22 protein-coding genes are annotated in these 24,508 nt (G+C 43.7%); 6 read left to right on the top strand and 16 right to left on the bottom strand.

Annotation, left to right across the window (positions count from 1 at the left end; all coding sequences use genetic code 11):
- Positions 1–59: 59 nt before the first annotated feature.
- The 10 genes from aceA to dnaE all read right to left on the bottom strand — a co-directional run bounded on the left by aceA (position 60) and on the right by dnaE (position 14,219).
- Positions 60–1,343, bottom strand: coding sequence for an isocitrate lyase (gene aceA, locus ACFRAK_RS03960; protein WP_192206040.1), 1,284 nt, complete (start codon positions 1,341–1,343; stop codon positions 60–62).
- 38 nt (positions 1,344–1,381) lie between these two features.
- Positions 1,382–2,974 carry a malate synthase A gene (gene aceB, locus ACFRAK_RS03955; RefSeq protein WP_387705194.1) on the bottom strand — a complete coding sequence of 531 codons (1,593 nt, stop codon included), beginning with the start codon at positions 2,972–2,974 and terminating at the stop codon, positions 1,382–1,384.
- 379 nt (positions 2,975–3,353) lie between these two features.
- A complete protein-coding gene (locus ACFRAK_RS03950; protein ID WP_387602423.1) occupies positions 3,354–3,746 on the bottom strand; it encodes an FxsA family protein in 393 nt (130 codons plus the stop codon).
- Between the two features lie 81 nt (positions 3,747–3,827).
- Positions 3,828–5,588 (bottom strand): pyruvate kinase, encoded by a 1,761-nt coding sequence (pyk, locus tag ACFRAK_RS03945; protein ID WP_192206043.1) that lies wholly within the window; start codon positions 5,586–5,588, stop codon positions 3,828–3,830.
- A 95-nt stretch (positions 5,589–5,683) separates the two neighbouring features.
- A complete protein-coding gene (gene pfkA / locus ACFRAK_RS03940) occupies positions 5,684–6,643 on the bottom strand; it encodes a 6-phosphofructokinase (RefSeq protein ID WP_076364752.1) in 960 nt (319 codons plus the stop codon).
- A 278-nt stretch (positions 6,644–6,921) separates the two neighbouring features.
- A complete protein-coding gene (gene accA, locus ACFRAK_RS03935) occupies positions 6,922–7,920 on the bottom strand; it encodes an acetyl-CoA carboxylase carboxyl transferase subunit alpha (protein ID WP_394571332.1) in 999 nt (332 codons plus the stop codon).
- Positions 7,917–8,780, bottom strand: a complete 864-nt coding sequence (accD, locus tag ACFRAK_RS03930) for an acetyl-CoA carboxylase, carboxyltransferase subunit beta (RefSeq protein ID WP_260285406.1) — start codon at positions 8,778–8,780, stop codon at positions 7,917–7,919. The genes accA and accD overlap by 4 nt, the downstream gene beginning before the upstream one ends.
- A 90-nt stretch (positions 8,781–8,870) precedes the next feature.
- The gene (locus ACFRAK_RS03925; RefSeq protein ID WP_260285407.1) at positions 8,871–9,500 is read right to left on the bottom strand and encodes a FadR/GntR family transcriptional regulator; all 630 of its coding nucleotides are present in this window, start codon (positions 9,498–9,500) and stop codon (positions 8,871–8,873) included.
- Between the two features lie 5 nt (positions 9,501–9,505).
- The gene (ystJ, locus tag ACFRAK_RS03920) at positions 9,506–10,747 is read right to left on the bottom strand and encodes an NADP-dependent malic enzyme (RefSeq protein ID WP_192206047.1); all 1,242 of its coding nucleotides are present in this window, start codon (positions 10,745–10,747) and stop codon (positions 9,506–9,508) included.
- Between the two features lie 112 nt (positions 10,748–10,859).
- Positions 10,860–14,219: a DNA polymerase III subunit alpha gene (gene dnaE / locus ACFRAK_RS03915; RefSeq protein WP_394571330.1), complete on the bottom strand. Its 3,360-nt coding sequence runs from the start codon at positions 14,217–14,219 to the stop codon at positions 10,860–10,862.
- A gap of 181 nt (positions 14,220–14,400) precedes the next feature.
- Between dnaE and ytrH the strand changes: the two genes are divergently transcribed.
- Positions 14,401–14,736, top strand: coding sequence for a sporulation membrane protein YtrH (ytrH, locus tag ACFRAK_RS03910; RefSeq protein ID WP_098369973.1), 336 nt, complete (start codon positions 14,401–14,403; stop codon positions 14,734–14,736).
- Positions 14,733–15,236 carry a sporulation membrane protein YtrI gene (gene ytrI, locus ACFRAK_RS03905; RefSeq protein ID WP_260285411.1) on the top strand — a complete coding sequence of 168 codons (504 nt, stop codon included), beginning with the start codon at positions 14,733–14,735 and terminating at the stop codon, positions 15,234–15,236. Before ytrH ends, ytrI begins: the two co-directional genes overlap by 4 nt.
- Positions 15,237–15,290: 54 nt before the next feature.
- Here ytrI and ACFRAK_RS03900 read toward each other — a convergent pair whose 3' ends face one another.
- The gene (locus ACFRAK_RS03900) at positions 15,291–16,229 is read right to left on the bottom strand and encodes a DHH family phosphoesterase (RefSeq protein WP_387705188.1); all 939 of its coding nucleotides are present in this window, start codon (positions 16,227–16,229) and stop codon (positions 15,291–15,293) included.
- Positions 16,230–16,397: 168 nt separating this feature from the next.
- Between ACFRAK_RS03900 and ACFRAK_RS03895 the strand changes: the two genes are divergently transcribed.
- Positions 16,398–16,700, top strand: coding sequence for a YtpI family protein (locus ACFRAK_RS03895; protein WP_192206051.1), 303 nt, complete (start codon positions 16,398–16,400; stop codon positions 16,698–16,700).
- 27 nt (positions 16,701–16,727) lie between these two features.
- Here the strand turns inward: ACFRAK_RS03895 and ACFRAK_RS03890 are convergent, their stop codons facing one another.
- The 3 genes from ACFRAK_RS03890 to ACFRAK_RS03880 all read right to left on the bottom strand — a co-directional run bounded on the left by ACFRAK_RS03890 (position 16,728) and on the right by ACFRAK_RS03880 (position 19,222).
- Positions 16,728–18,047 (bottom strand): DRTGG domain-containing protein, encoded by a 1,320-nt coding sequence (locus tag ACFRAK_RS03890; protein ID WP_137018167.1) that lies wholly within the window; start codon positions 18,045–18,047, stop codon positions 16,728–16,730.
- Between the two features lie 71 nt (positions 18,048–18,118).
- Positions 18,119–18,343, bottom strand: coding sequence for a hypothetical protein (locus ACFRAK_RS03885; protein WP_098369970.1), 225 nt, complete (start codon positions 18,341–18,343; stop codon positions 18,119–18,121).
- 198 nt (positions 18,344–18,541) lie between these two features.
- Positions 18,542–19,222, bottom strand: coding sequence for a metal-dependent hydrolase (locus ACFRAK_RS03880; protein ID WP_387706557.1), 681 nt, complete (start codon positions 19,220–19,222; stop codon positions 18,542–18,544).
- A gap of 119 nt (positions 19,223–19,341) precedes the next feature.
- On the opposite strand from ACFRAK_RS03880, the gene ACFRAK_RS03875 reads away from it, so the two are divergent.
- Positions 19,342–20,439, top strand: coding sequence for a M24 family metallopeptidase (locus ACFRAK_RS03875; RefSeq protein ID WP_387706559.1), 1,098 nt, complete (start codon positions 19,342–19,344; stop codon positions 20,437–20,439).
- A gap of 429 nt (positions 20,440–20,868) precedes the next feature.
- On the top strand, positions 20,869–21,303 hold the full coding sequence (locus tag ACFRAK_RS03870; protein WP_387602635.1) for a universal stress protein: 435 nt from the start codon (positions 20,869–20,871) through the stop codon (positions 21,301–21,303).
- A 55-nt stretch (positions 21,304–21,358) separates the two neighbouring features.
- On the opposite strand, the gene argH is transcribed toward ACFRAK_RS03870, so the two are convergent.
- Positions 21,359–22,738 carry an argininosuccinate lyase gene (gene argH, locus ACFRAK_RS03865; RefSeq protein ID WP_387602402.1) on the bottom strand — a complete coding sequence of 460 codons (1,380 nt, stop codon included), beginning with the start codon at positions 22,736–22,738 and terminating at the stop codon, positions 21,359–21,361.
- Positions 22,735–23,940 carry an argininosuccinate synthase gene (locus ACFRAK_RS03860; protein WP_260285417.1) on the bottom strand — a complete coding sequence of 402 codons (1,206 nt, stop codon included), beginning with the start codon at positions 23,938–23,940 and terminating at the stop codon, positions 22,735–22,737. The genes argH and ACFRAK_RS03860 overlap by 4 nt, the downstream gene beginning before the upstream one ends.
- Positions 23,941–24,152: 212 nt before the next feature.
- Here ACFRAK_RS03860 and ACFRAK_RS03855 point away from each other — a divergent pair, with 212 nt between their 5' ends.
- Complete coding sequence (locus ACFRAK_RS03855) at positions 24,153–24,467, top strand: hypothetical protein (RefSeq protein WP_076364723.1); 315 nt, start codon at positions 24,153–24,155, stop codon at positions 24,465–24,467.
- Positions 24,468–24,508: the final 41 nt, after the last annotated feature.

The raw sequence follows: 24,508 nt of genomic DNA, 5'->3' as shown, positions 1-24,508 counted from the left end.
ACCATTTCCATTTAAAAATCCGCCTTGGGTACAAGGCGGATTTTTGGTTTTAAGCTAAATTATTTTGACGTCTCGAATTGTTCTGTTTCAGTAGAACCTGCAAGCGCTGTTGTGGATGATGTTCCACCAGAAACGACTTGTGCCACTTCATCAAAGTAACCAGTTCCCACTTCACGCTGATGGCGTGTTGCCGTATAGCCGTCTGGCTCACTAGCGAACTCCGCTTGTTGAAGTTCTGAGTATGCAGCCATGCCGCGGTCTTTATAACCAAGAGCAAGGTTGAACATGCTATGATTCAATGAGTGGAAGCCAGCAAGTGTAACGAATTGGAATTTATAACCCAATTTACCCAATTCCACCTGATAATTTGCAATCTCTTCATCACTTAATTTCGCTTTCCAGTTAAATGATGGGGAACAATTGTAGGCTAGCAGTTTGCCCGGGAACTCTGCATGGATCGCTTCGGCAAAGCGGCGAGCATCCGCTAGATTAGGTTCAGAAGTCTCACACCAGATAAGGTCGGCATACGGCGCATAAGCCAGGCCTCTTGCAATTGCTTGGTCAAGACCTGCATTCGTGCGATAGAATCCTTCTGGAGTCCTTTCGCCAGTGATGAATGGTGCATCGACCGGATCGATATCATCGGTGATCAAATCTGCAGCATCAGCATCGGTACGGGCAATCAAGATAGTCGGTGTACCCATTACGTCGGCTGCCAATCGGGCGGAAACTAAATTACGTACTGCCGTTTGGGTTGGAAGAAGCACTTTACCGCCTAGGTGACCGCATTTTTTCTCGGAAGAAAGCTGGTCTTCAAAATGAACGCCTGCCGCTCCAGCTTCGATCATGCCTTTCATTAATTCGAAGACGTTCAGGGAACCGCCAAAGCCCGCTTCAGCATCCGCCACGATTGGAGCGAACCAATCGATATCATCTTTTCCTTCAGCAAAGCTGATTTGGTCTGCACGCTGAAGCGTCTGATTAATGCGTTTAACTACTTGCGGCACGGAGTTGGCTGGATATAAACTTTGGTCAGGGTACATTTGCCCTGCGATGTTAGCATCTGCCGCCACTTGCCAACCGCTTAAGTAAATTGCTTTTAAACCAGCTTTCACCTGCTGCATGGCTTGGTTACCAGTCAACGCCCCTAATGCATTGATGAAATCCTCCGTATTCAATAGATTCCATAGTTTTTCAGAACCACGGCGTGCCAATGTTTGTTCAATATCGATGGAACCTCTTAGTTTAATAACTTCTTCGGCCGTATAAGGACGTTTAACACCAGTCCACCGTGAGTCATTTTCCCAGCTTTGTTGTAATTTTTGCGCTCTCTCATTCATCATCATTATTTCCTCCTAATTCATCATTTATATTTTGAATATTAAGATAATTTTTCGTATGCCGCATTCGTTAAGAAATCTGCAAAGTCATCCGCTTCAATCAATTGTTCAAATAGTTTAGTAGACTCTTCAAACTTTCCTGATTTGAAAGTTTCTTCCCCTACTTCGGATTTAATGACCGCCAATTCTTCTTCTTTGATTTGATGGAATAATTCCTCGGTTATTTTCCTGCCATCTTCGAGAATGCCTTTTGGATGACGGATCCATTGCCAAACTTGAGCCCTTGAAATTTCGGCGGTGGCAGCATCTTCCATTAAGTTATTGATGGGTGCCGCACCTCTGCCGCTTAACCAGGAGGCGATATATTGGATGCCTACGTTAATATTCGTCCTTAATCCTGCCTCTGTGATCGTTCCTTCCGGTACAGCCAGCAACTCTTGAGCTGTTACATGGACATCTTCCCGTTTTCGGTAAATTTGATTCGGTTTTGGGACGAGCAGGTCAAAAACCTCTTTTGCCGTGCTTACCATACCTGGATGGGCAACCCATGTTCCATCATGACCGTCTCTTGCTTCGCGTTCTTTATCCGCCTTGACTTTCGCAAAAGCCTCATCGTTCTTAACCGGGTCATTTTTCACAGGAATTTGCGCCGCCATCCCGCCGATTGCAGGAGCATTACGAGTGTGGCATGTTTTGATTGCCAGTAAGGAATACGCCCTCATGTTCGGGACGGTCATCGTGACCTGCTGCCGGTCTGGGAAGATGACATCATCCGAGTGACGGAATTTCTTCAGGAAACTAAAGATATAATCCCAGCGGCCACAGTTCAGGCCTGCTGAATGTTCTTTCAGCTCGTACAGAATTTCGTCCATTTCGAATGCAGCAAGAATCGTTTCTATCAAGACCGTTGCCTTGATGGTTCCTTGCGGAACTCTCAAATCGTTCTGCGCATATACGAATATGTCATTCCATAATCTTGCTTCTAGATGGCTTTCCATTTTTGGTAAGTAAAAGTATGGACCGCTTTGTTTTTCGACCAATGCTTTTGCGTTGTGGTAAAAGTACAGTCCGAAATCAAAAATGCTGGCTGATATAGGCTGTCCATCCAATAGGACATGTTTTTCCTCCAAATGCCAGCCGCGTGGCCTTACCTTCAGGACAGCTGTTCTTTCATTTAATTCATACACTTTGCCATTTGGATTTTTAAATGAAATGGTTCCGCGAATTGCATCCCGCAAATTCAATTGGCCATCAATGCAATTCTCCCAAGTGGGTGAATTGGCATCTTCAAAGTCCGCCATGAATACATTGGCACCTGAGTTCATGGCATTGATGATCATTTTACGTTCAACAGGTCCAGTGATTTCAACCCTGCGGTCCTGCAAATCATTCGGGAGGGGCGCAATCGTCCAATCACTTTCGCGAATATGCTTCGTTTCTTCAAGGAAATCAGGAACCTTGCCTTGATTCAGTTCTTCCTGAACGCTTTTCCGCCGTTCTAGAAGTTCTTTCCTTCTTCCACTGAAATGCCGTTCAATTCTTTCAATGAATTGAAGAGCTTCCGTTGTAAGTATTTGTTCATATCCTGGCTTAATGTTGCCTGTAATTTGTAAGCCTTTTGCTTCCGTAATCATGTTGCCTCTCCACATCCTTTCCAAATCACCTATGTTATAATACAGTTGTTTTATTTCCTGTTTGTATTATATAACACGTTGTATAAATTTGTCACCAGTTTTTTCGAAAAAATCTAAAAAAAGATTTTTAAGCATGGAAAAGCCTAATTTACCAATGTTTCCAAAGGGTTAATCTTTAAAATTCCTGTTATTATACACTTTTTCAATCTCGTGGAATTCATCATTTAATAGTGAAACAGGCAAAATCCGATTAACCATGTAACTCTCATTTCATTGTTAATCAAAAAAAGCATCCTATAAAAACTTGGATGCTTTTTTCGACCTTTTTTCCAGACCAAAAAAGGCTGCCTAAAAGCTTTAGCCCTTAGACAGCCTTATATTATTTATGCTGAATGATGGTAACTTTCCCTTTATTCATCCTGTTCATGATAAACCGGATAACAATCGGTTTGAGGAGTTTCCGGGTTGGCGGAAACACAAGGATCAATCCCATGATATCCGAGATGAGCCCAGGGGACAGCAAGAATGCAGCTCCGATAAAGATACAGATTCCATCAATGATTTCATTTCCTGGCATCATTCCGTAACGAATCTGTTCCTGTGCCTTTTTCCATGTTTCCATCCCTTGCCGTTTAGCCAAATAGACCCCGATCAAACCTGTGGCTACAATCAGGAACAGCGTTGGCCAAAAACCAATCAGATTGCCTGACAGCAAAAGGACAATAATTTCAACGACCGGCATCGCAATGATAAACATTAAAAAGTATTTCATCTACATTCCTCCTGCACAGCCCATTTCTGGTGCGGTACATCCATCTTACCTCATTTGCACGGAATCAGCCAAAATTTCGTTTTACAAAACGTTGGCATGCCCATCGTAAATGACTCCGCGACCTGCATCGACTGTTATTCTTTGACCATCCTTGAAAACCTTGGTCGCGTCCTCTGCCCCAACGATGACCGGTATGCCCAATGTAACTCCTACAACAGCTGCATGGCTTGTCAAACCGCCTTCTTCCGTAATCAATGCCGCACACTTTTCTATCGCCGGCATCATTTCACGGTCCGAACCGATCGTAACCAATACAGAGCCTTCCGTCACTTTTTCCAAAGCTTCCTTGGCATTCTTAGCTACAACCACTTCACCTTTCGCTGATTTCCTGCCGATTCCTTGAGCCTTCAAAAGGACCTCTCCTAACACATGAATTTTCATCAAGTTAGTCGTACCTGTTTCACCTACAGGCACACCGGCTGTAATGACGACTAAATCCCCGTGGGAAACTAAGCCGGAATGCAAGCTTTCATCTATTGCGGTTTGAAGCATTTCATCGGTAGTTGTCGCTTTTGGACCAATCTGCGGATAGACTCCCCAAGCCAATGCAAGCCGTCTTGAAACATGATCATTGGATGTAACCGCAATGATCGGTGCTTTAGGGCGGTATTTGGAAATCATCCTTGCCGTATGACCGCTTTCTGTAGGGGTGATGATTGCCCCTGCATTAAGATTAAGCGCGGTGTGGGCAACGGATTGACCAATAGCATCAGTAACATTATGGCGGTTCACTTTGCTTCTGATTGATAATATATCCCGATAATCAAGGGCAGTTTCAGCACGTGAAGCAATGTTATGCATCGTTTGCACCGCTTCCACAGGATAAGTCCCAGCAGCTGTTTCGCCAGAAAGCATGATTGCATCCGTTCCATCAAATATGGCATTGGCGACGTCACTTGCTTCTGCACGGGTCGGCCTTGGATTACGCTGCATCGAATCGAGCATTTGTGTAGCCGTTATGACTGGTTTCCCAGCATTATTACATTTTTTGATCATCTGTTTTTGGACTAATGGCACTTCTTCTGCGGGAATTTCCACTCCTAAATCTCCCCGCGCTACCATCAAGCCATCTGAAACTTCCAAGATTTCATCAAGACGGTCCACGCCCTCTTGATTTTCGATCTTAGGGATGATTTGAATATGTTCCGCTCCATTTTGCTGCAATAATTCACTTACTTCAAGCACATCGGAAGCCCTGCGTACAAATGAGGCAGCAATGAAGTCAATACCCTGTTCGATCCCAAAAAGGATATCCTGTTCATCTTTCTCCGTTATGCCAGGCAGGTTAACCGAAACTCCAGGAACATTCACGCCTTTTTTGTTCTTAAGTGTACCGCTATTCAATATTTTGGTATGGATTTCTTTTCTTACCTTATCTATCTTCAACACTTCAAGCCCAATCAATCCATCATCCAAAAGGATTTTAGATCCTGGGTGGACATCATGCAGAAGCCCTTCATAGGTAATGGAGAATTTTTCAGGTGTTCCCAGGACTTCATTCATGGAAATAATGATTTCATTGCCGGCTACAAGCTCCATGGAGTCATTTTCCATATTATTTGTCCTTATTTCAGGTCCTTTTGTATCCAACAGTATGGCAACCTGTTTACCCGCCTTTTCGCTCGCTTCTCTAATATTGCGTATTCTAGCGGCATGTTCTTCATGATTTCCATGAGAAAAGTTAAGCCGTGCTACATTCATCCCCGCCTCTATTAATTGAACCAGCTTTTCTATACTTTCACTTGCGGGGCCAATCGTACAAACAATCTTGGTTTTACGCATGTTTTCATCCTCCTTTAAGGAAAACTGCCGCCTGTCCACTGACAGGGGCGCAGTGTATTATGTCTTCTTTAAACATTCCTACCGACCCATAATGATTAAATGGATAGCTCAGCAGATAATTCATACATTTTCTTATCAATAGTATGCGGTTTAGCAAGAGCTTCGATGATATCATAATCAACGAGTTGATTTTGTTCTATCCCGACAGCCCTGCCTCCTTTTCCTTCAAGAAGCAGTTCAACTGCTTTTGCTCCAAGCCTGCTTGCCAATACACGGTCATTTGCCGAAGGAGATCCTCCGCGCTGAACATGGCCCAAGACTGTTACACGGGTTTCAAACCCAGCCTTTTCCTCAATTTTCCTAGAGATATCAACGGCACTTCCAACACCTTCAGCTACAATGATGATACTATGCTTTTTCCCACGGTCATGTCCGCGGTTCAGCTTCCCAATCAGATCTTCTATATCATATTCATATTCAGGACAAAGAATCGTTTCGGCTCCGCCAGCCAATCCAGCCCAAAGCGCAATATCGCCGGCATCTCTTCCCATCACTTCTACGACATAAGTCCTTTCATGTGAAGTGGCCGTATCCCGAATTTTATCGATAGCATCGATGACTGTATTAAGGGCCGTATCGAAACCAATCGTGAAGTCCGTACCCGGTATGTCATTATCAATCGTTCCAGGAACCCCGATACATGGGAAGCCCCTTTCCGTTAAAGCTTTCGCTCCGCGGTATGAACCATCGCCGCCAATGATGACAATGCCCTCGATACCAAGTTTATTCAATTGTTCAATCGCTTTTAGCTGGCCTTCCTCCGTCTTAAATTCCGGACAGCGAGCCGTATGTAACATCGTGCCGCCTCGATGAATGATATCCCCGACCGACCCAAGTTCAAGCTTCTTTATATTTCCATTTATCAGTCCCTGATAGCCATGATAAATTCCGAAGACCTCAATTTCATGAAAAATTGCTTTTCGGACAACCGCTCGGACTGCCGCATTCATGCCAGGAGAATCTCCTCCACTTGTCAATACACCTATTCTCTTCATAAATGTCACCTCTCTACAGCACTAATCAATTTTTAGCCTCGTTATATCATTGTACCCTTTTTCAAGCTTCAATAAGCAGTAACTGTTACACTTATGCTCACTTGATGTTATAAGCCTAACCGATTCTCATCAGAAATTGAAGTAAAATGGCGCAAAAGTTTACATTCTACACACAAACCATATTCTTTACACGTTTCTGTAATGAATACATATATACCCATGAAAGGATGAAAAAACGTGTTGCCCCAGGCAGCACGTTTTCCCTTTTGTAAATGTGTTTATGAATGCTGTTCAACTTCCTTAGGCTCTCCCTCAGGCTGTTTTGCAAATTCATATTCACCGATTTTCTTGAATTTCATATAACGCTGGTTGATAAGATCATCACTATTTAATGGCAGAAGTTCATTGAATGAACGTTTCAGGATATCCTTGATGGCTTCTGCCTGTAAATTTGAATCCCGATGGGCGCCGCCCCTCACTTCAGGAATGATCTCATCGATGACTCCTAAGCGGTTTAAATCGGGAGCAGTGATTTTCATCGATTCCGCAGCCCTCTTAGCCTGAGAGGCATCCTTCCACAGCAAGGCTGCAGCCCCTTCAGGGGAAATCACCGAATATGTTGAGTTCTCAAGCATGAAAATTCGGTCCCCGACGCCAAGTGCCAATGCACCGCCGCTACCGCCTTCACCGATGACAATACTGATGACAGGCACCTTCAGCCCCGCCATTTCGAAAAGGTTTTTCGCAATGGCTTCACTTTGCCCGCGCTCTTCAGCAGCTTTACCAGGGAAAGCTCCCTTCGTATCAATGAAACAAATAATCGGGCGGTTGAATTTTTCCGCCTGTTTCATCAGACGTAAAGCTTTTCGATAGCCTTCAGGGTGAGGCATGCCAAAGTTACGACGGATGTTTTCCTTCGTATCTTTACCTCGCTGATGACCGATGACAGTCACGGCACGTCCATCAAATTCTGCAATTCCAGCTACAATCGCTTCATCATCCCCATAATAACGATCACCATGAAACTCGATGAAGTCATTAAATAATAGCGGAATGTAATCAAGCGTCGTCGGACGGGCTGGATGGCGGGCGATCTGAACGCGATCCCACGGTTTAAGATGGTTATATATTTCCACTTCCAGCTTCTCTAGACGCTTTTCCAATGTTTCGATTTCGGCTGTCAGGTCTACATCAGCGTCCTTCGAAATGGCTTTTAGTTCTTTAATTTTATTTCTGAGGTCCGTAATTGGACGCTCGAATTCTAATTCGTAAATCATAACCATTCACCGCCCGGGGCATGGATTTTAAGGATCGTCGTCAAGGTTTCCTTCATTTCCGTACGTTTGACGACCGCATCCAATTGGCCGTGCTTCATCAAGAATTCAGCCGTTTGGAAATCTTCAGGAAGCTCTTCATGGATCGTCTGTTCAATGATTCTTCGTCCCGCAAATCCAATAAGGGCTCCTGGCTCGGCTAGATTAATATCGCCAAGTGACGCGAAACTTGCCGAAACCCCGCCTGTGGTAGGATGGGTCATCATTGATATGATCAGTCCGCCTTCATTGCTGAATATCTTCAGTGCCGCACTGGTCTTCGCCATCTGCATCAAGCTTAAAACACCCTCCTGCATCCGAGCGCCGCCTGATGCCGTAAATATGATGAACGGAATCTTCAATTCACCTGCACGTTCAATGGCACGGGTGATTTTTTCCCCAACAACGGATCCCATGCTTCCCATCCGGAAATTTGAATCCATGATGGCCGTGGAAACTTGGTACCCATTGATGCTTCCCACTCCCGTGACAACCGCCTCATTAATCTTGGCTTTCTTTCTATCTTTTTCCAGCTTCTCTAAGTAATCTGGAAATTCAAGCGGGTTAACCGAAATCATTTCTTTATCAAATTCATTAAAAGTGCCTGCGTCGAATAAAAATTCGATGCGCTCATGGGAAGACATCGGATGATGGTACCCGCAATGCAGACAGACTTTCTTGTTTTTCACCAATTCTTTTGTATACATGATTTTTTTACAGCCGGTGCACTTTGTCATGATTCCTTCCGGTACATCTTGTTTCTCACGATCTAAAGGAACCGTTGCATATTTCTTCTTAGACTTCGCAAATAGCTCTTTAAGCAAGCTTAATCCTCCCTTTACCACCAATTATCTATTTTATGATACTTGGTACAAACTATATCAGAAATAAAATTAGTATTGTGTAAAAAGGTGTCACTCGTCCTTCGACATATTTCTAATTCTAATAAGATACGTTTCGATGGCTTTTTCTTCATCACGTTCGAGCAAATATGTAAGAAGTGCCAGATAATCTTCTTTTTTCACATTACCCTGTACCATCTCTGATGTTCTGGCATAGCTGTTGACAATGCGCCAAATTCTTTCCAGCAATCGATTGCGATTCAAAATGGCAATTCTTAAAAAGAAATCATCATCATGAAACTCATCCGCTTTGACCCAGACCATTAATCTTTTGATTTCATCAGCCGTAGCGAAAAAAGCGACGATCCGCAAACAGTCAATTTCAATCAGCCTTTTCGTCTCAGACAAATCTTCTTGTACTTTTTTATCTTGCAAAAAAAAGGTTCCCAGAAGCTCGACTAGCTTATGCTCCTGGAAATCCCTGATAAACGTCCCTTCACCGCGCCTTGTTTCTATTAACCCTAATAGTTCTAAGGCACGCAATGCTTCACGGACAGAGGAACGGCCAACATTAAAACGATCCGATAACTCCCGTTCTGATGGGATTTTATCTCCTGGCAAGAGGCTGTCCGCTTCAATCATGGTACGTAGGCTCTCAACGACATCGAGATAAATTTTGGATGAAGAAGTACGACCTGACAAATTAATTATTCCTCACTTTTTCCAATGATCGCTAATTTCTTTGTTTTTTCTTTAATTTCCTCTGGATCTACATTAATCCTAGCTACTCCCGTTTCCATTGCTGCCTTGGCTACAGCAGCAGCGACGGCAGGTGCTACCCTCTCATCAAATGGAGCAGGTATGACGTAGTCTTCGTTTATCTCATGTTCCTGTATTAAACCGGCAATGGCTTGTACTGCAGCAACCTTCATTTTTTCATTGATATGAGTCGCACGTGCATCTAGGGCACCACGGAAAATCCCTGGGAATGCAAGGACGTTATTGACCTGATTCGGGAAATCCGAACGGCCTGTTCCAACAACCTTGGCACCTGCCGCTTTTGCTTCTTCAGGCATGATTTCCGGATCTGGATTGGCCATCGCGAAAATGATCGCATCCCGGTTCATCGAAGAAACCATTTCTTTTGTCAATGCACCTGCAGCAGAAACACCTATAAATACATCAGCGTTTTGAATTACAGTTTCCAAAGGTCCTGAAACCCTATTTCGATTGGTCACTTTCGCCACTTGTTCTTTCGTATCATTCATCCCTGTCGAACGGCCCTCATAAATGGCACCCTTCGTATCACACATGATGATGTCACGAACCCCATAGCTATAAAGCAATTTAATGATGGCAATGCCCGCAGCGCCTGCCCCATTCGCTACCACTTTAATTTCTGACATTGATTTATTCACTAGTCGTAACGCGTTCACAAGACCGGCAACAGTAACAATGGCTGTACCGTGCTGATCATCATGAAAAACAGGAATATTCATTTCTTTCTTTAGTCGTTCTTCAATTTCAAAACAATTCGGTGCGGCTATGTCCTCTAAGTTCACTCCACCGAATGTCGGTTCGAGTAACTTAACGGTCTCTACAATTTTGTCCACATCCGTCGTTTTTAAACAGATTGGGAAAGCGTCCACTCCAGCGAAACTTTTAAATAGAACGGCTTTACCTTCCATAACCGGCATGGCAGCTTCCGGACCGATGTTTCCAAGTCCCAATACAGCCGTTCCATCGGAAATAACAGCAACAGTATTCCCCTTCATTGTATAGTCATAAACGGTATCCGGTTTATCGTAAATATCTTTACACGGTTCTGCGACACCAGGAGAATAAGCCAGGCTTAAATCTACTGCATTCCTTACCGGTACTTTCGAAACTGTTTCTAATTTTCCTTGATTCAAGCGGTGCATATGTAATGCTTCTTCTCTCAATGTCATAGTTTCACTCCTAAACCAAATTGGGTATCCCATATCTTATATGCTGAAATCTAGTGGTCAGACCACAGCGGCCTGTTTTCAATATAACATAACTATTAAAGTTGTAAAACAGTTATTCTTTCTTGTAAACCACATTTCCTTTTCCCACCAAGTCAAATAATGCCTGCATCAGTCTATCTGTAGGATTGACCCAATCCCAATAAGATAGCTGTACATAGCGGTTTTCCCTCTCGTAAAAAAGCATGACCTTCGTTTCACCGCTATGCTGCATTAAAATTTTTTTTATTTTTTGCAGGGTATCCTTCGTTTGCTTGCCAGCCTCGATTTTCAGGAATATCGTTCCGTTTTTTTCCTCTTTCATCTGCTTCACTTTTTCAAGCGGGTATACGTTCCTGATCAGGAGCTGTGTTTTTCCATCCCGCTCTTCCAATGTTCCTTGCAGCATGACGAGTTGTCCGTGATTCAAGTCGGCAGAGTGATTTTTATAAACATTTGGAAAAACGACCGCTTCAATATCCCCTTCTTCATCACTAACGCTCAAGAAAGCCATCACATCGCCCTTTTTTGTCCTTATGGTTTTAACCGACGTGATGTATGCGCCAAGCAAGACTTTTGATTCCTTTTTATTGGTGGCTTCATCTATGGTCAAACAGCCGAAGTGCTGAAAAAGTTCTCTGTAGCTTGTCACCGGATGATTCGATAGATAAAGCCCCAATGCGCTTTTTTCCAAGGAGAGTTTGTGCTCGATAGGGATAGGCTCGACTCGGTTGTATTTCGGTTTGAGTGAAAACTCGCCATCCGAAAACATATCGAATAGGTCATCATCCGGATTAACCAATTCCATATGATTGATCGCTACGTCCAGGCTCGCCAACAATGTTGCCCGGTCTTCACCGAATTCATCAAATGCACCTGAATGCACAAGCGCCTCCAATACTTTTCTATTTACGATTTTCCCCGAAACGCGCAAACAGAAATCGAATAAATCAGCGAACTTCTTTTGCCTCCTTGCAGCAAAGATTTCTTTTAGGACCGTACCGCCAATCCCCTTTATGGCTCCAAGGCTATAACGGATCCCTTCCTTTTCCGGTAAAAACGGGTAACCGCTCCGGTTAATCGATGGAGTCAGAACCATTATCCCTTTCTTTTTGGCTTCACGGATATATTGCGAAATCTTTTCATCATTCCCGACGACCGATGTCAGGAGTGCTGCCATGAAATATTCCGGATAGTGGGTTTTCAAATAACCCAGCTGATAAGCGATGAAACTATACGCCACCGCATGGCTTCGGTTGAATCCATAGTTAGCGAAGCGGACAATCAAGGAATAAATTTCATCTGCCGTTTTTTCCGAGTATCCTTGTTTCAATGAGCCGTTCACGAAATGCTGCCGCTGTTGATCCAGAACATCCTTCTTCTTCTTCGAAACGGCACGACGGAGCAGGTCAGCCTCCCCTAATGAAAACCCGGCTAAGCGGGAGGCGATTTGCATGATTTGTTCTTGATAAACGATGACCCCGTATGTAGGCTCGAGGATATCCTTCAAATCCTCGTGCAGGTAATCAATCGGAGCCAGTCCATGTTTTCGCTCGATGAACAGCGGTATATTTTCCATCGGACCTGGACGATATAGGGCATTGACCGCGACGATATCCTCGAATCGATTCGGTTTCAGCTTGATCAAAACCTTTCGGATGCCATCCGATTCAAATTGAAACACTCCGGTTGTTTCGCCTCTCCCTAAAAGGGCTAGCGTGTCGGGGTCATCCATTGGGATATGGGACAAGTCGAGCTTTTTCCCCGATCCCTTTTTAATGTTATTTAAAATATTATCGATGAGCGTTAAATTGCGGAGTCCAAGAAAATCCATTTTAAGAAGTCCCAGTTCTTCGAGAAGGTCCATTGGGTATTGAGTCAGATGGATGCCTTCATGCCCCCCCTGGATCGGAATATGCTCGGTCAGTGCCTGATCGCTGATGACGACGCCGGCAGCATGTGTCGAAGCATGGCGAGGCAGCCCTTCAAGCAATAAAGCGGTTTGAAAAAGTTTTTGATTCAGGTCACTCTCATTAACGAATTCCCTGAGCCTTTTAGATTCCTTGTAAGCCTCGGGAAGCGTTATGCCCAGGCGTCCTGGAATCATTTTCGATACCGCTTCCTGTTCCTTTGAATTCAAGCCGAAAACACGGCCTGTATCCCTTAATGCAGCCTTGGCAGCCAATGTTCCGAATGTAATGATTTGTGCTACATGAAGTTCCCCGTACTTCTTCGCGACATAGGCTATCACTTCTTCACGGCGGTTATCCGGGAAGTCAATGTCGATATCCGGCATCGAGACACGTTCCGGATTCAGGAAACGCTCGAACAGCAAGGAATGTTCGATTGGATCGACATCCGTTATCGACAGCACATAAGCGACCATCGATCCGGCGGCCGACCCCCTTCCAGGACCTGTCAGGATTTGATGGTCCTTGGCGAATTTCATGAAGTCCCAGACGATCAAAAAGTAATCGCTGAATTTCATCTTGGTGATGATATCCAATTCATATCGCAGACGCTCTTCATATTGAATGGATGGCTCCGGCAATCTTTTCTTCAGCCCTTGGAAACAGATGGCCTCGAGCATTTCCTCTGCTGTGACACCATCTTCAGTAGGGTACTTAGGAAGCAGTGAACGGTGAAATGGAATTTCCAGATTGCATTGCGCGGCAATATGCAGTGTATTTTCGAGTGCATCCGGTCTGTCATGGAATAGTTCTGCCATCTGGGCCCGGCTTTTCAAATAAAATTGATCGGATTCAAGTACCGTATGCGTCTCATCCGCCAGCTTGTCGCCATTTCCAATTGCCAATAGGACTTCTTGAGCGAGTGCATCGCTTTCGTTCAAATAATAGACTGGATTCGTCGCGACAATCTTTATCTCTAAATCTCTCGCCAACTGACTTATGGCATCGTTGCCTTTTTCCTCATTCCCGATCGAAAGTCTCTGTATGGATACATAAAAGTTATCATGACCAAAAATTCGCAGAAATCGTTCCGCTGCCTGTTTGGCCTCCTGTGGATTTTCTTCTCTCAATAGCGTTTCTATTTGCCCCTCCGCACCCGGAGTGATTGCTATCAGGCCCCGGGAATAGGCTTTAAGCCAATTCATTGGAATACCTGACGGGGATTTCGTTTTTATGGCACTGCTTATTTTAAGCAGGTTTTGATATCCTTGTAGACTTTTTGCCAATAAAAGAAGTCCATGTGGCGAATCCCGTTCATCAAGGACATCCGCAAGTATGCCGATGATCGGCTTTACGCCCTGTCTCTTGCATTCTTTATAAAAATAGACCGAACCGTACATAACATTTCGATCGGTTAAGGCAAGACTTGTACAGCCATCCGCTTTCGCTTTGGCCACAAGTTCAGTGATCTTCACCGTACTTGTCAGCAGGCTGTATCCGCTCTGAATATGGAGATGAGTATACACGTTTTTTCTCCCACCTTTGTAAGGCATGTTTCTTTTCATTATAGTGTTTATTTCAAAAAAAGAAAATATGTTCTCATTACCAGGGCAATTTAACTTCATGATTTCCGACGACTATCATATTACCTCTGAACTTCCCATATAAATGAATAGAAGAATATCAAGAAAAAAAGGATGATGATATATGAATGAAGCCTTTGTTCCAGCCTTCATCAACAGCTTTTTCATATCGCTTGGCGTATTGCTTGGCGGCTCGATAATCGGGGGCCTCGCAGCTTTTTTTACTGGACAAGCCCCGATGACGACTGTATTCCGGCTGTCGGACAGCCTCCGTATTTGGGCGATTGTCGCTGCAATCGGCGGTACTTTTGATATGGTCTATAATTTCGAACGCGGTATTTTCCACGGGGAAACGAAGGATATAGTCAAGCAGGTCCTATTGATTCTATCTGCACTTGGCGGAGCACAGACAGGAGCACTGATCATAAACTGGTTCACGCAGGAGCATATTTCATCATGAGGATTCCCCCCTATCACCGGTCTCCCACCTGGCAGCGCTTCTTTGCCGGAGCTGCACTTGGCGGATTGATCAGTTGGGTGATTTTCTTTTATATGCATGGTGTCCAGCAGGAGAAGCAGATCCGGACCCTTCACGAACAAAGTGAACTTATCACGGATTTAAACGGAAAAATCGCAATTTGGGAGCAGGATTATAAAAAATTGAACCAGAAAAACGAGGAGATATTGACGATTCAGGAAGTGGAAGTAACCATTACGAATGAAAAATACAGTCTGGATCGGCTGAGTATTGCAGAAGCCGAGGATGTGATCGAGGACGACCTTTCCTCTCTTCTTGCCAAAGATGTCGCCAGTGTCTATGACGGAAAGGGGCTTTTGAAGAAGTCCATAGAAAATAAGATCGTGACCATCAATAAAAAGCGCTATCGACTTGAAGTCGTTGAAATCATGTTCTATACGAAAATGAATATTGAAATCAAACTAAAAAGGACTACTTCTTAATCATGCCACTATATTTAAAGACCAAATCATATCCGATTTGGTCTTTAAGTTTTTTCATTCCGATTTATTCAACTCTTCCATGTCGGCAAGGATATTATCCACTTCATCCCAAGAATGAATCGAAGCCCCTGCTGCAAGCGGGTGGCCTCCTCCGTTATATTTACGGGCAATCGTATTGATGATCGGTCCTTTAGAACGGAAACGGACTCTGATTTCTCTATCCTCTTCAATGAAAAAGACCCATGACTTAACACTTTTAATCGAACCGAGCGAGGAAACGAGCTGAGATGCCTCAGATGTAGAAGCCTGGAACCGTTCAAGTATATCTTTTGTGATGATCATTTTCCCTGTGCCATATGGGAGGATTTCAAAATGCTGCAGCACATAGCCATTCAACCGGACTATGCTTTCCTCGACGTCATACATCTCCTGATATAACTGAGGGCGGGAGAACGAATAGTTAATCAATTCACTGGCATAGGCAAATGTCTTTTCAGTCGTATTCTGGAATAGGAAGCGGCCGGTATCGCCAACAATGCCTGCATATAGAAGGCGTGCCGCTTCATCACTCATCTTCAAGCCCTGTTCTTTACCGAACTGGTAAAATTCATAAATCATTTCACTTGTTGAACTTGCCGATGTATCGACCCAGCGCATATCCCCATATGGATCTTCATTAGGATGATGATCGATCTTAATCAGTTTATCCCCCGTCGTGTACCTTGCATCACAAATCCGGTCCGTATTTGCGGTGTCACAAACGATGACCAGAGCACCTTGATATGTTTCATCCGGAATCACATCGAGCCTTCTTAAATAATTCATTGACGGTTCTTCTTTCCCGACCGTAAAAATTCGCTTTTCGGGGAAAGTTGCTTTCAGGATTTCCGCCAATCCCCCCTGTGAACCATAAGCGTCCGGATCTGGACGGACATGACGATGGAGAATGATAGTATCATAACGCTTTATATCTGCTAATATTTCAGCTTTCATATAGATCTCCCCTTTACATATGTATTATCGAGCCTTATAAAGATGATATATTTCATTTAATCAAAAAATTGGAGAAATAGGAAGACTCATCTTGTTTACGGTGGCATTCTCTTTCATTTCCCGCTACAATAAAAAGGTACATATGTTAAATTGGGGGAATTTCAAACGATGCCTATTCTTGTCACCTTGATCGTTCTTTCACTAGGGGTCTATCTGTTTTATAAAATCAAATCGGTCCGAACCAGGATGCCGATGGAGAAAAAGTGGATTTCAGGGAAGTCTTCCATCGCCCTTGGTGCGTTTGTCGCACTATTCGGAATCAATCAGCTTTTTCTGTTCCACACGACCATCACTTATATCATTGCTGCCATTTTCATCTTCGTAGGCCTATTCAGTGTTTGGGGCGGCTATAAAATGTATAAATTTTATTTGCCGCATGCAATCGAAGAAGCTGCAAATCAAAAAGGATAATCGAATTTCGATTATCCTTTTTATTTTTCATGATCTGTCCAGCAATTGGCAAGTCAACATCGCCTTGCCGACAAGTTTGCCTTGGTTAAACACCTCGACATCCACTTTTCCGAATTTACGTCCTACATCAAGGACACGGGGGTGGATTTCAAGCGTACTGTCGATCTGGACTGGCTTGATGAAGTAGATCGTCATGTTTTCCACGACTAAATCACCGCGCTTATAGCTTCGAAGTGCACGGTTTGCTGAGTCGGTGACCAATGTCGTAAACACACCGCTTGAAATGGTCCCAAGGTAATTGGTCATCTGCGGAGTGACGCCATAGTTATACACTTCCTCGCCCTTGCCACGATTCGAAGTCATCACAAGCTGGCTTGTGATCGTATCGTCGATCGTTTCGCCGACCTGTGGCTGCCTTTGACTCATTTGCAGTGCCTTCAGCACATCCTGCCTGCTCACGATTCCTTTTAGGATATGACTGTCATTCACGACCGGGATCAATTCAATCCCTTCCCAAACCATCATATGTGCAGAAGATGCCACACTCATTTTATCGCCTACGGTCATCGGGTTTTTCGTCATCACCTTATCAATGAGCGTCAGTTCTTCCTGTCCGATGATATCTTTTGATGTGACCATTCCTTGAACCTTCATATTGTCATCGACAACAGGGAAACGGCTATGCCCGGATTCCTGATTCAATTCATGCCAAGTCTGAACCCGGTCACCCACAGTCAAAAAGGTCGTTTCCTGTACTGGTGTCAAAATATCCTCAACCAGCAAGATTTCCTTTTTGATCAATTGGTCATAGATCGCCCGATTGATCATCGTTGCGACGGTAAACGTATCGTAACTCGTTGAGATGACTGGCATCTCCAATTCATCAGCTAACCTTTTAACGGGCTCTTCCGTATCGAATCCCCCGGTGATCAGCACTGCTGCACCTGCTTTTAACGCGTGCTCGTGGGCCTGTGTACGGTTCCCGACGATCAGCAGGTTTCCTGCCCCTGTATATCTCATCATGGCATCCAGCTTCATCGCCCCGATGACAAATTTATTTAATGTCTTATGAAGTCCCGTTTTTCCACCAAGAACTTGTCCGTCAACAATATTGACTACTTCTGCGAAAGTGAGCTTTTCAATATTCTCTTTTTTCTTTTTCTCAATGCGGATCGTGCCTACCCGCTCAATCGAGCTCACGTAGCCCTGATTCTCCGCCTCTTTAATTGCCCGGTATGCCGTACCTTCACTAACATTCAATGCTTTCGCAATTTGACGGACGGAAATCTTTTCGCCAACAGGGAGCCCATCGATATGTTTTAATATTTGTTCATGCTTTGTAGCCAAGCGCTTCACCCTTTTCACGGTATTCCTAATCTCCATTATAAGGTCAAAGAGCCTAGTTTATCAAACAACTACTAGTATTGACGCAACCTTTTGTATTCCAGCTTGCGTTTTACCTTTTGTTTCTTAGGAGAATATAGTATGCCCGTCAAGTTTCCAGCTACCGCCAACAATGCAAACAACAGCCAGGATCCTGCAAACAGACTCTCCAGACCGCCACTTTCCAACGACAAACGCGGCACGGCATAATACAGCATTACACCGCATAAGAGCAAACACAGCAATAATCTCTGTTTCATCCAATCCCCCCTTTTTTTCATCTATTCATTTTATGCCTGTAAAAGGAAAAAAGACTCGGCTGCAGAACGAGACTTTATTTTCCATTGCAAGAACCATCTGCGTAAAGGGCAATGCTGCACGGAGAACAGTCAATCCGGCCTTCCATCCCCACACGTTACACATAAAAAAACGGAAGCCCATGCAGGCTCCCGCTCCTATTAAAGTTCTATTTCATCCCCGGCTTCCATGATCAGTCCATTTCCCTCTTCAAGCAAGTCGATGAATTTACCAGGATCCTGTTTGATTACAGGGAAAGTGTTGTAATGAATCGGCACGACTTGTTTGGCTTGAAGGAATTTCGCAGCAAGTGCCGCATCTTCAGGGCCCATGGTGTAATTGTCGCCGATTGGCAAGAATGCCAAGTCAATCGGATGACGCTCCCCGATCAGTTTCATATCGGAATATACCGCTGTATCCCCTGCATGATAGATCGTTTTCCCTTCTATCATAAGCAATACGCCAGCAGGCATCCCTAAATAAATGATTTGCCCCTCTCCGTTATTGAATCCCGTTCCATGGAAGGCTGGCGTCAGTTTCACTTTTCCAAAATCGAACTCGAAAGCTCCGCCGATGCTCATCCCGTGGGTCCTAACCCCTTGAGCACCCAGGTAGTCCGCAATCTCTGCAATGCCGATGACAAGTGCATCATGCCTTTTGGCCAATTCAACCGTATCACCGACATGGTCATTATGGCCATGTGTTAAGATAATCACATCCGGTTTCACATCTTCAACCTTCAAATCGGTCAATTCGTTTCCAGTAATGAATGGATCGATTAAAATGGTTTTACCATTCGTTTCGACTTTTACAACTGCATGTCCATGAAAAGATACTTTCATTTTTGATGCTCCCTTCCCATACCCACTAATTTTTTCAAGTAGCTTTCTTAGGCCTTTCCCATTTACTATACTTTTAAATATTGCTAAGGTAATTATATCTTATTAATGGAGGTATCGTCATGAATGAACGTTTGACAGAACTACACAATTGGCTACAGGCCAATGAGGCTGAAGCCGCTATACTTACATCAACAGAGAGCATCTTCTATTTGAGCGGTTTTTATAGTGATCCTCATGAAAGACTGCTAGCACTTGCCATTTTTGCAAATGCCGACCCATTCCTTGTCTGCCCGCAGATGGAAGTCCCGGATGCTAAACAGGCTGGATGGGCTGGAGATATCATCGGTTACACCGATATTGAAAATCCTTGGGAAAAAGTTAAGCAAGCAGTGAAGGATCGCGGGTTAACCATTCATACAATGGCCATTGAAAAAGAGCATATGAATGTAGAACGTTATGAAAAGGTCCAACAATATTTCGGAGCACCAAAGCTCGTTTCCGCAGAAGAGAAACTTCAAAGGATGCGAATGATCAAATCGGAAGATGAAATGGTCAAAATCCGTGAAGCATGCCGCCTTGCCGACTTTGCGATCGAAGTGGGCGTCAGCGAAATTCAAGAGGGTAAAACGGAAATGGAAATCCTTGCAGCGATAGAATATGAATTGAAAAAGGCCGGAGTCAGCCAAATGTCTTTTTCCACGATGGTCCTGACTGGTAAAAATGGCGCTTCCCCACATGGCACACCCGGGAATACGAAGGTTCAGCGCGGCGACCTTGTCCTATTTGACCTGGGCGTCGTTCATGAAGGGTACTGCTCTGACATCACTAGAACGGTTGCTTACGGGGATATCAATGATAAACAGGCAGAAATATATGAAACTGTACTTAGAGCACAAGAAGCTGCCGTTGCAGCCAGTAAACCTGGTGTATCCTGTTCCGAAATAGACTTGACTGCCAGAAACATCATTAGGAATAAAGGATACGGTGAATTCTTCCCGCACAGGCTCGGCCACGGACTAGGGATCAGCGTCCATGAGTACCCATCCTTGACTGAAACGAATTCCCTCGAACTTCAATCCGGAATGGTTTATACCATCGAACCTGGCATATATGTTCCAAATGTTGCCGGCGTCAGGATTGAAGATGATTTACTGATCACCGATACCGGCTGTGAAGTTTTGACCAAATTCCCAAAGAGCCTGCAAATCATAAAGTGAAGATGTTTTAACCATTTAAATAGATCGAAACCCGGATACCCCCGCCTTCATTTAAGACGGGGGTATCTATTATTCAAAATTCATTTCAACTAATCGATCCGAATCATTCAACTTACCCGTGACAAAACCACACTATAATAGAAGAGAAAAGACAAGGCTTGAAATGATTATAAACCTAATTTTTATTTTCCTTTTATTATGTGGCCCCAATATTAAACTATGCATAATATTTAAACGTACTTTTGCATGCTTTGATATCTTTCATTATATTTTTCACATCACATAATAAGGTTAGAATCATTTTCCCTTATTTGATTTCCAGATAATTGGCTAAAACATTCGCTAATTTGTTACAATTGAAATCAGATCCATTAGGTAAACCATAGTATAATAGGAATATAATAGAAGGAGGAGATTCACTTGAATAGTATAGATTATAAAAATATTCTTGTAGCAGTGGACGGTTCGGAAGAAGCAGAGTGGGCCCTAAAAAAGGCAATCTATTTAGCAAAACTCAGTGACGCTACCCTTGTGCTGACACATATCGTGGATACAAGGAATTTCCCTACTGTCGAAGCTTATGATATGACTATCCGTGATCACTCTGAAACCTTTGCCAACGAGCTATTGGACAAGTATAAAACGGATGCCATTGCCTCCGGGATTGCAAAGGTCCAAACAGTGGTTGCATATGGTTCTCCTAAAGTTCAAATTCCAAGGGATTTAGCGAAAAAGCATAAGATCGATTTAATTGTATGCGGTGCAACGGGCCTTAACGCAGTCGAACGTTTCCTTATCGGCAGTGTGTCGGAAGGCATCGTTCGCCATTCCAACTGTGATGTAATGGTCGTGCGTACGAATTGATAAAGAAATGATATAAAAAGCTCGTTCGCCAAATAGGTGAACGAGCTTTTTCCTGTTATTCACTTACTAGTTTTTCCGCTTTTTCAATCGCCAGCAAAACTTGGGCAAAACCTGTACCGCCCGCACTGTTACGGCGTTTAACTGCTTCATAAGGATTTAATGCATCATAAATATCCTGTTCAAACAACTCGGAAGCTTCCTGGAATTGTTCCATGCTTAGGTCCACTAAATAGCAGCCATTCTGGACACAGAACAATACAAGCTTCCCGACCACTTCGTGCGCTTTACGGAAAGGCATACCCTTTGAAGCTAGGTAATCAGCTAATTCCGTCGCATTCGAGAAGTCATTTTTTGTTGCTTTTTCCATTACGTCCGTTTTCACTTTCATCGTTGAAATCATGCCGGCAAATATTTTAAGTGAACCAACAATGGTCTTAACCGTATCAAAAACGCCTTCTTTATCTTCTTGCATATCTTTGTTATAAGCAAGCGGCAGTCCTTTCAAAACAGTCAATAAACCCGTTAGGTTCCCATAAACCCGTCCTGTTTTACCACGGATCAATTCCGCCATATCAGGGTTTTTCTTTTGCGGCATGATGCTGCTTCCCGTGGAAAACGCATCATCCAATTCAATGAATTGGAATTCCTGGCTTGACCAGAGAATGATTTCTTCGCTGAAACGGGATAAATGCATCATCATTGTTGCACTGTTGCTCATGAATTCAATGGCAAAATCACGATCACTCACCGCATCAAGGCTGTTTTCGTAAATTCCCTCAAACCCCAATAGCTCCGCACTGAGGGCACGGTCAATCGGGAAGGTCGTCCCAGCTAATGCCCCGGCTCCCAATGGAGAAATATTGATCCTTTTGAAACTCTCGGTGAAGCGTTGCTTATCACGCTCAAGCATCCAAAAATAAGCCATTAAGTGGTGGGCAAATGAAATGGGCTGCGCACGCTGCAAATGTGTATAACCTGGAATTAGTGTTTCCACATTTTTCTTAGCTTGTCCCAAAATCGCCATTTGCAAATCATTGATGAGTTCCAGAATCACTTTCGTTTGGTTCCGCATATACAGATGAAGGTCGGTTGCAACTTGGTCATTACGGCTTCTTCCTGTATGAAGCTTTCCGCCAACTGGACCGATTTCGCTTATTAGCATACTTTCCAGGTTAAGATGGATATCTTCCATCTCAACCTTAAAAGTCAATTCACCCTTCTCAGCTTTTTCCTGTAAACTTTTCAGACCCGCAATGATTTGATCCGCATCTTCTTCAGGTAAAATGCTGCATTTCTTTAACATGGTTACATGAGCTAAACTGCCTTGAATATCTTCAAGGACAAGTTCCTGGTCAAAGGAAATGGAAGCCCCGAATTCATCTACCCATTCTTCGGCAGATTTCGTGAACCTTCCTCCCCAAAGCTTGCTGCTCACACTGTCACCTTCTTGTTATTGACCATGCTGTTCACTTTCGTTGGAAGTCCCCATAACTTGATGAATCCAACTGCTGCATCATGATCGAATTCGTCCGCTTTTGTATAAGTAGCCAATTTTTCGTCATATAGGGAGTACTCGGATTTTCTTCCTTCAACAATCGCATGGCCTTTGAATAGTTTCACACGGACCGTACCCGTTACATTCACTTGTGTTTCTTTCAGGAATGCAGCCAAAGCTTTTTGAAGCGGAGAGAACCAAAGTCCTTCATAAATCAATTCAGTCATTTTCTTCTCGATCACCGGTTTGAAGTGAGCCAATTCTTTTACAAGTGTGATATCTTCAAGTTCTTTGTGTGCAGCTATCAATGTCATCGCACCAGGAGCTTCATAGACTTCACGCGATTTGATTCCTACTAATCTATTTTCAACGTGATCGATACGTCCAACCCCGTGCTTGCCGGCAATTTGATTCAACTCGACGATCAGGTCAGCCAGTTTATAGTTTTTATCATTCAATGTAACCGGCACACCTTGTTCAAAACCAATTTCAATGATATCAGCAGTATCTGGCGTACATTCAAGGCTTGCAGTCAGATCATATGCCTCTTCCGGCGGAGCTGCCCATGGATCTTCGAGGATTCCGCATTCGTTACTTCTTCCCCAAAGGTTTTGGTCAATCGAGAATGGACTCGCCATGCCAATCGGAACGGGAATGCCATTTTTCGCTGCATATTCAATCTCCTCTTCACGAGACCATTTCCAGTCACGAACAGGTGCAAGAACTTGCAAATTAGGGTTCAAGGCGGAGATGGATACTTCGAAACGCACTTGGTCATTTCCTTTTCCCGTACAACCGTGCGCAACGGCTACCGCGTTTTCCGCTTCAGCCACTTCCACTAATTTCTTCGCGATCAGCGGACGTGATAATGCAGATACCAATGGATATTTCCCTTCATACAAAGTATGTGCCTGAAGAGCCGTCAATGCGAATTCATCAGCGAATTCATCCTTCGCATCAATGACATAAGAACTTACAGCACCGACAGTGATCGCTTTTTCTTTAATGAAATCCAAATCTTTCCCTTCACCGACATCCAAGCAGCATGCCACAACTTCGTACCCTTGATCTTGTAACCATTTAATTGCAACGGAAGTATCCAAACCTCCGGAATATGCTAAAACAACTTTTTGATTTTTCATTTCCATCGTCCTTTCGTGTGAATAAAAATTCATCGTTTGTTATTTTTATTCAATCTATGATAGTACTTTATCATCTTTATTAAAGGAATACAAGGGGTATTTTAAAGATTTCGCTAAATAATCCGCTAATATTTTCAGGGAATTTACACATTGGATGCTTCCGCGAGAATATAGTAAACTAGGAGTATGATAAATCGAAAAGCGGAGGGCATATGAAAGAACTATTTATCTATGATGAACGGCTTGGCATCTCCATTCCCGATTTGAATCTGGAGTGGGATGAATATACAAAAGGCGAGCAACAGCAAATACTCGTACATTGGGAGAATATCCGGGGAAGCATCCCGGACCGCATCAAGGAACTGGAATCCACCATTAACCGAAAGCAGTTTCGGCTCTCCGATGAGAGTAATTTCGCCAAATCATGCCAGCTCAATTCCGAAATTGCGGAACTTGCTTCCATCATCAATGATTTATGGCTATGGTATCGTGCCAATCAAGGCGTGACTGAAAAGATGCATAATTAAGGCCATTTCCATGCAAAAAAAAGCCACAGTTTTAAACTGTG

This window comes from Peribacillus sp. NPDC056705, assembly GCF_043656335.1.
Note: the sequence above shows the minus strand (reverse complement) of the source record. Positions and strands in the feature narration are given on the sequence as shown.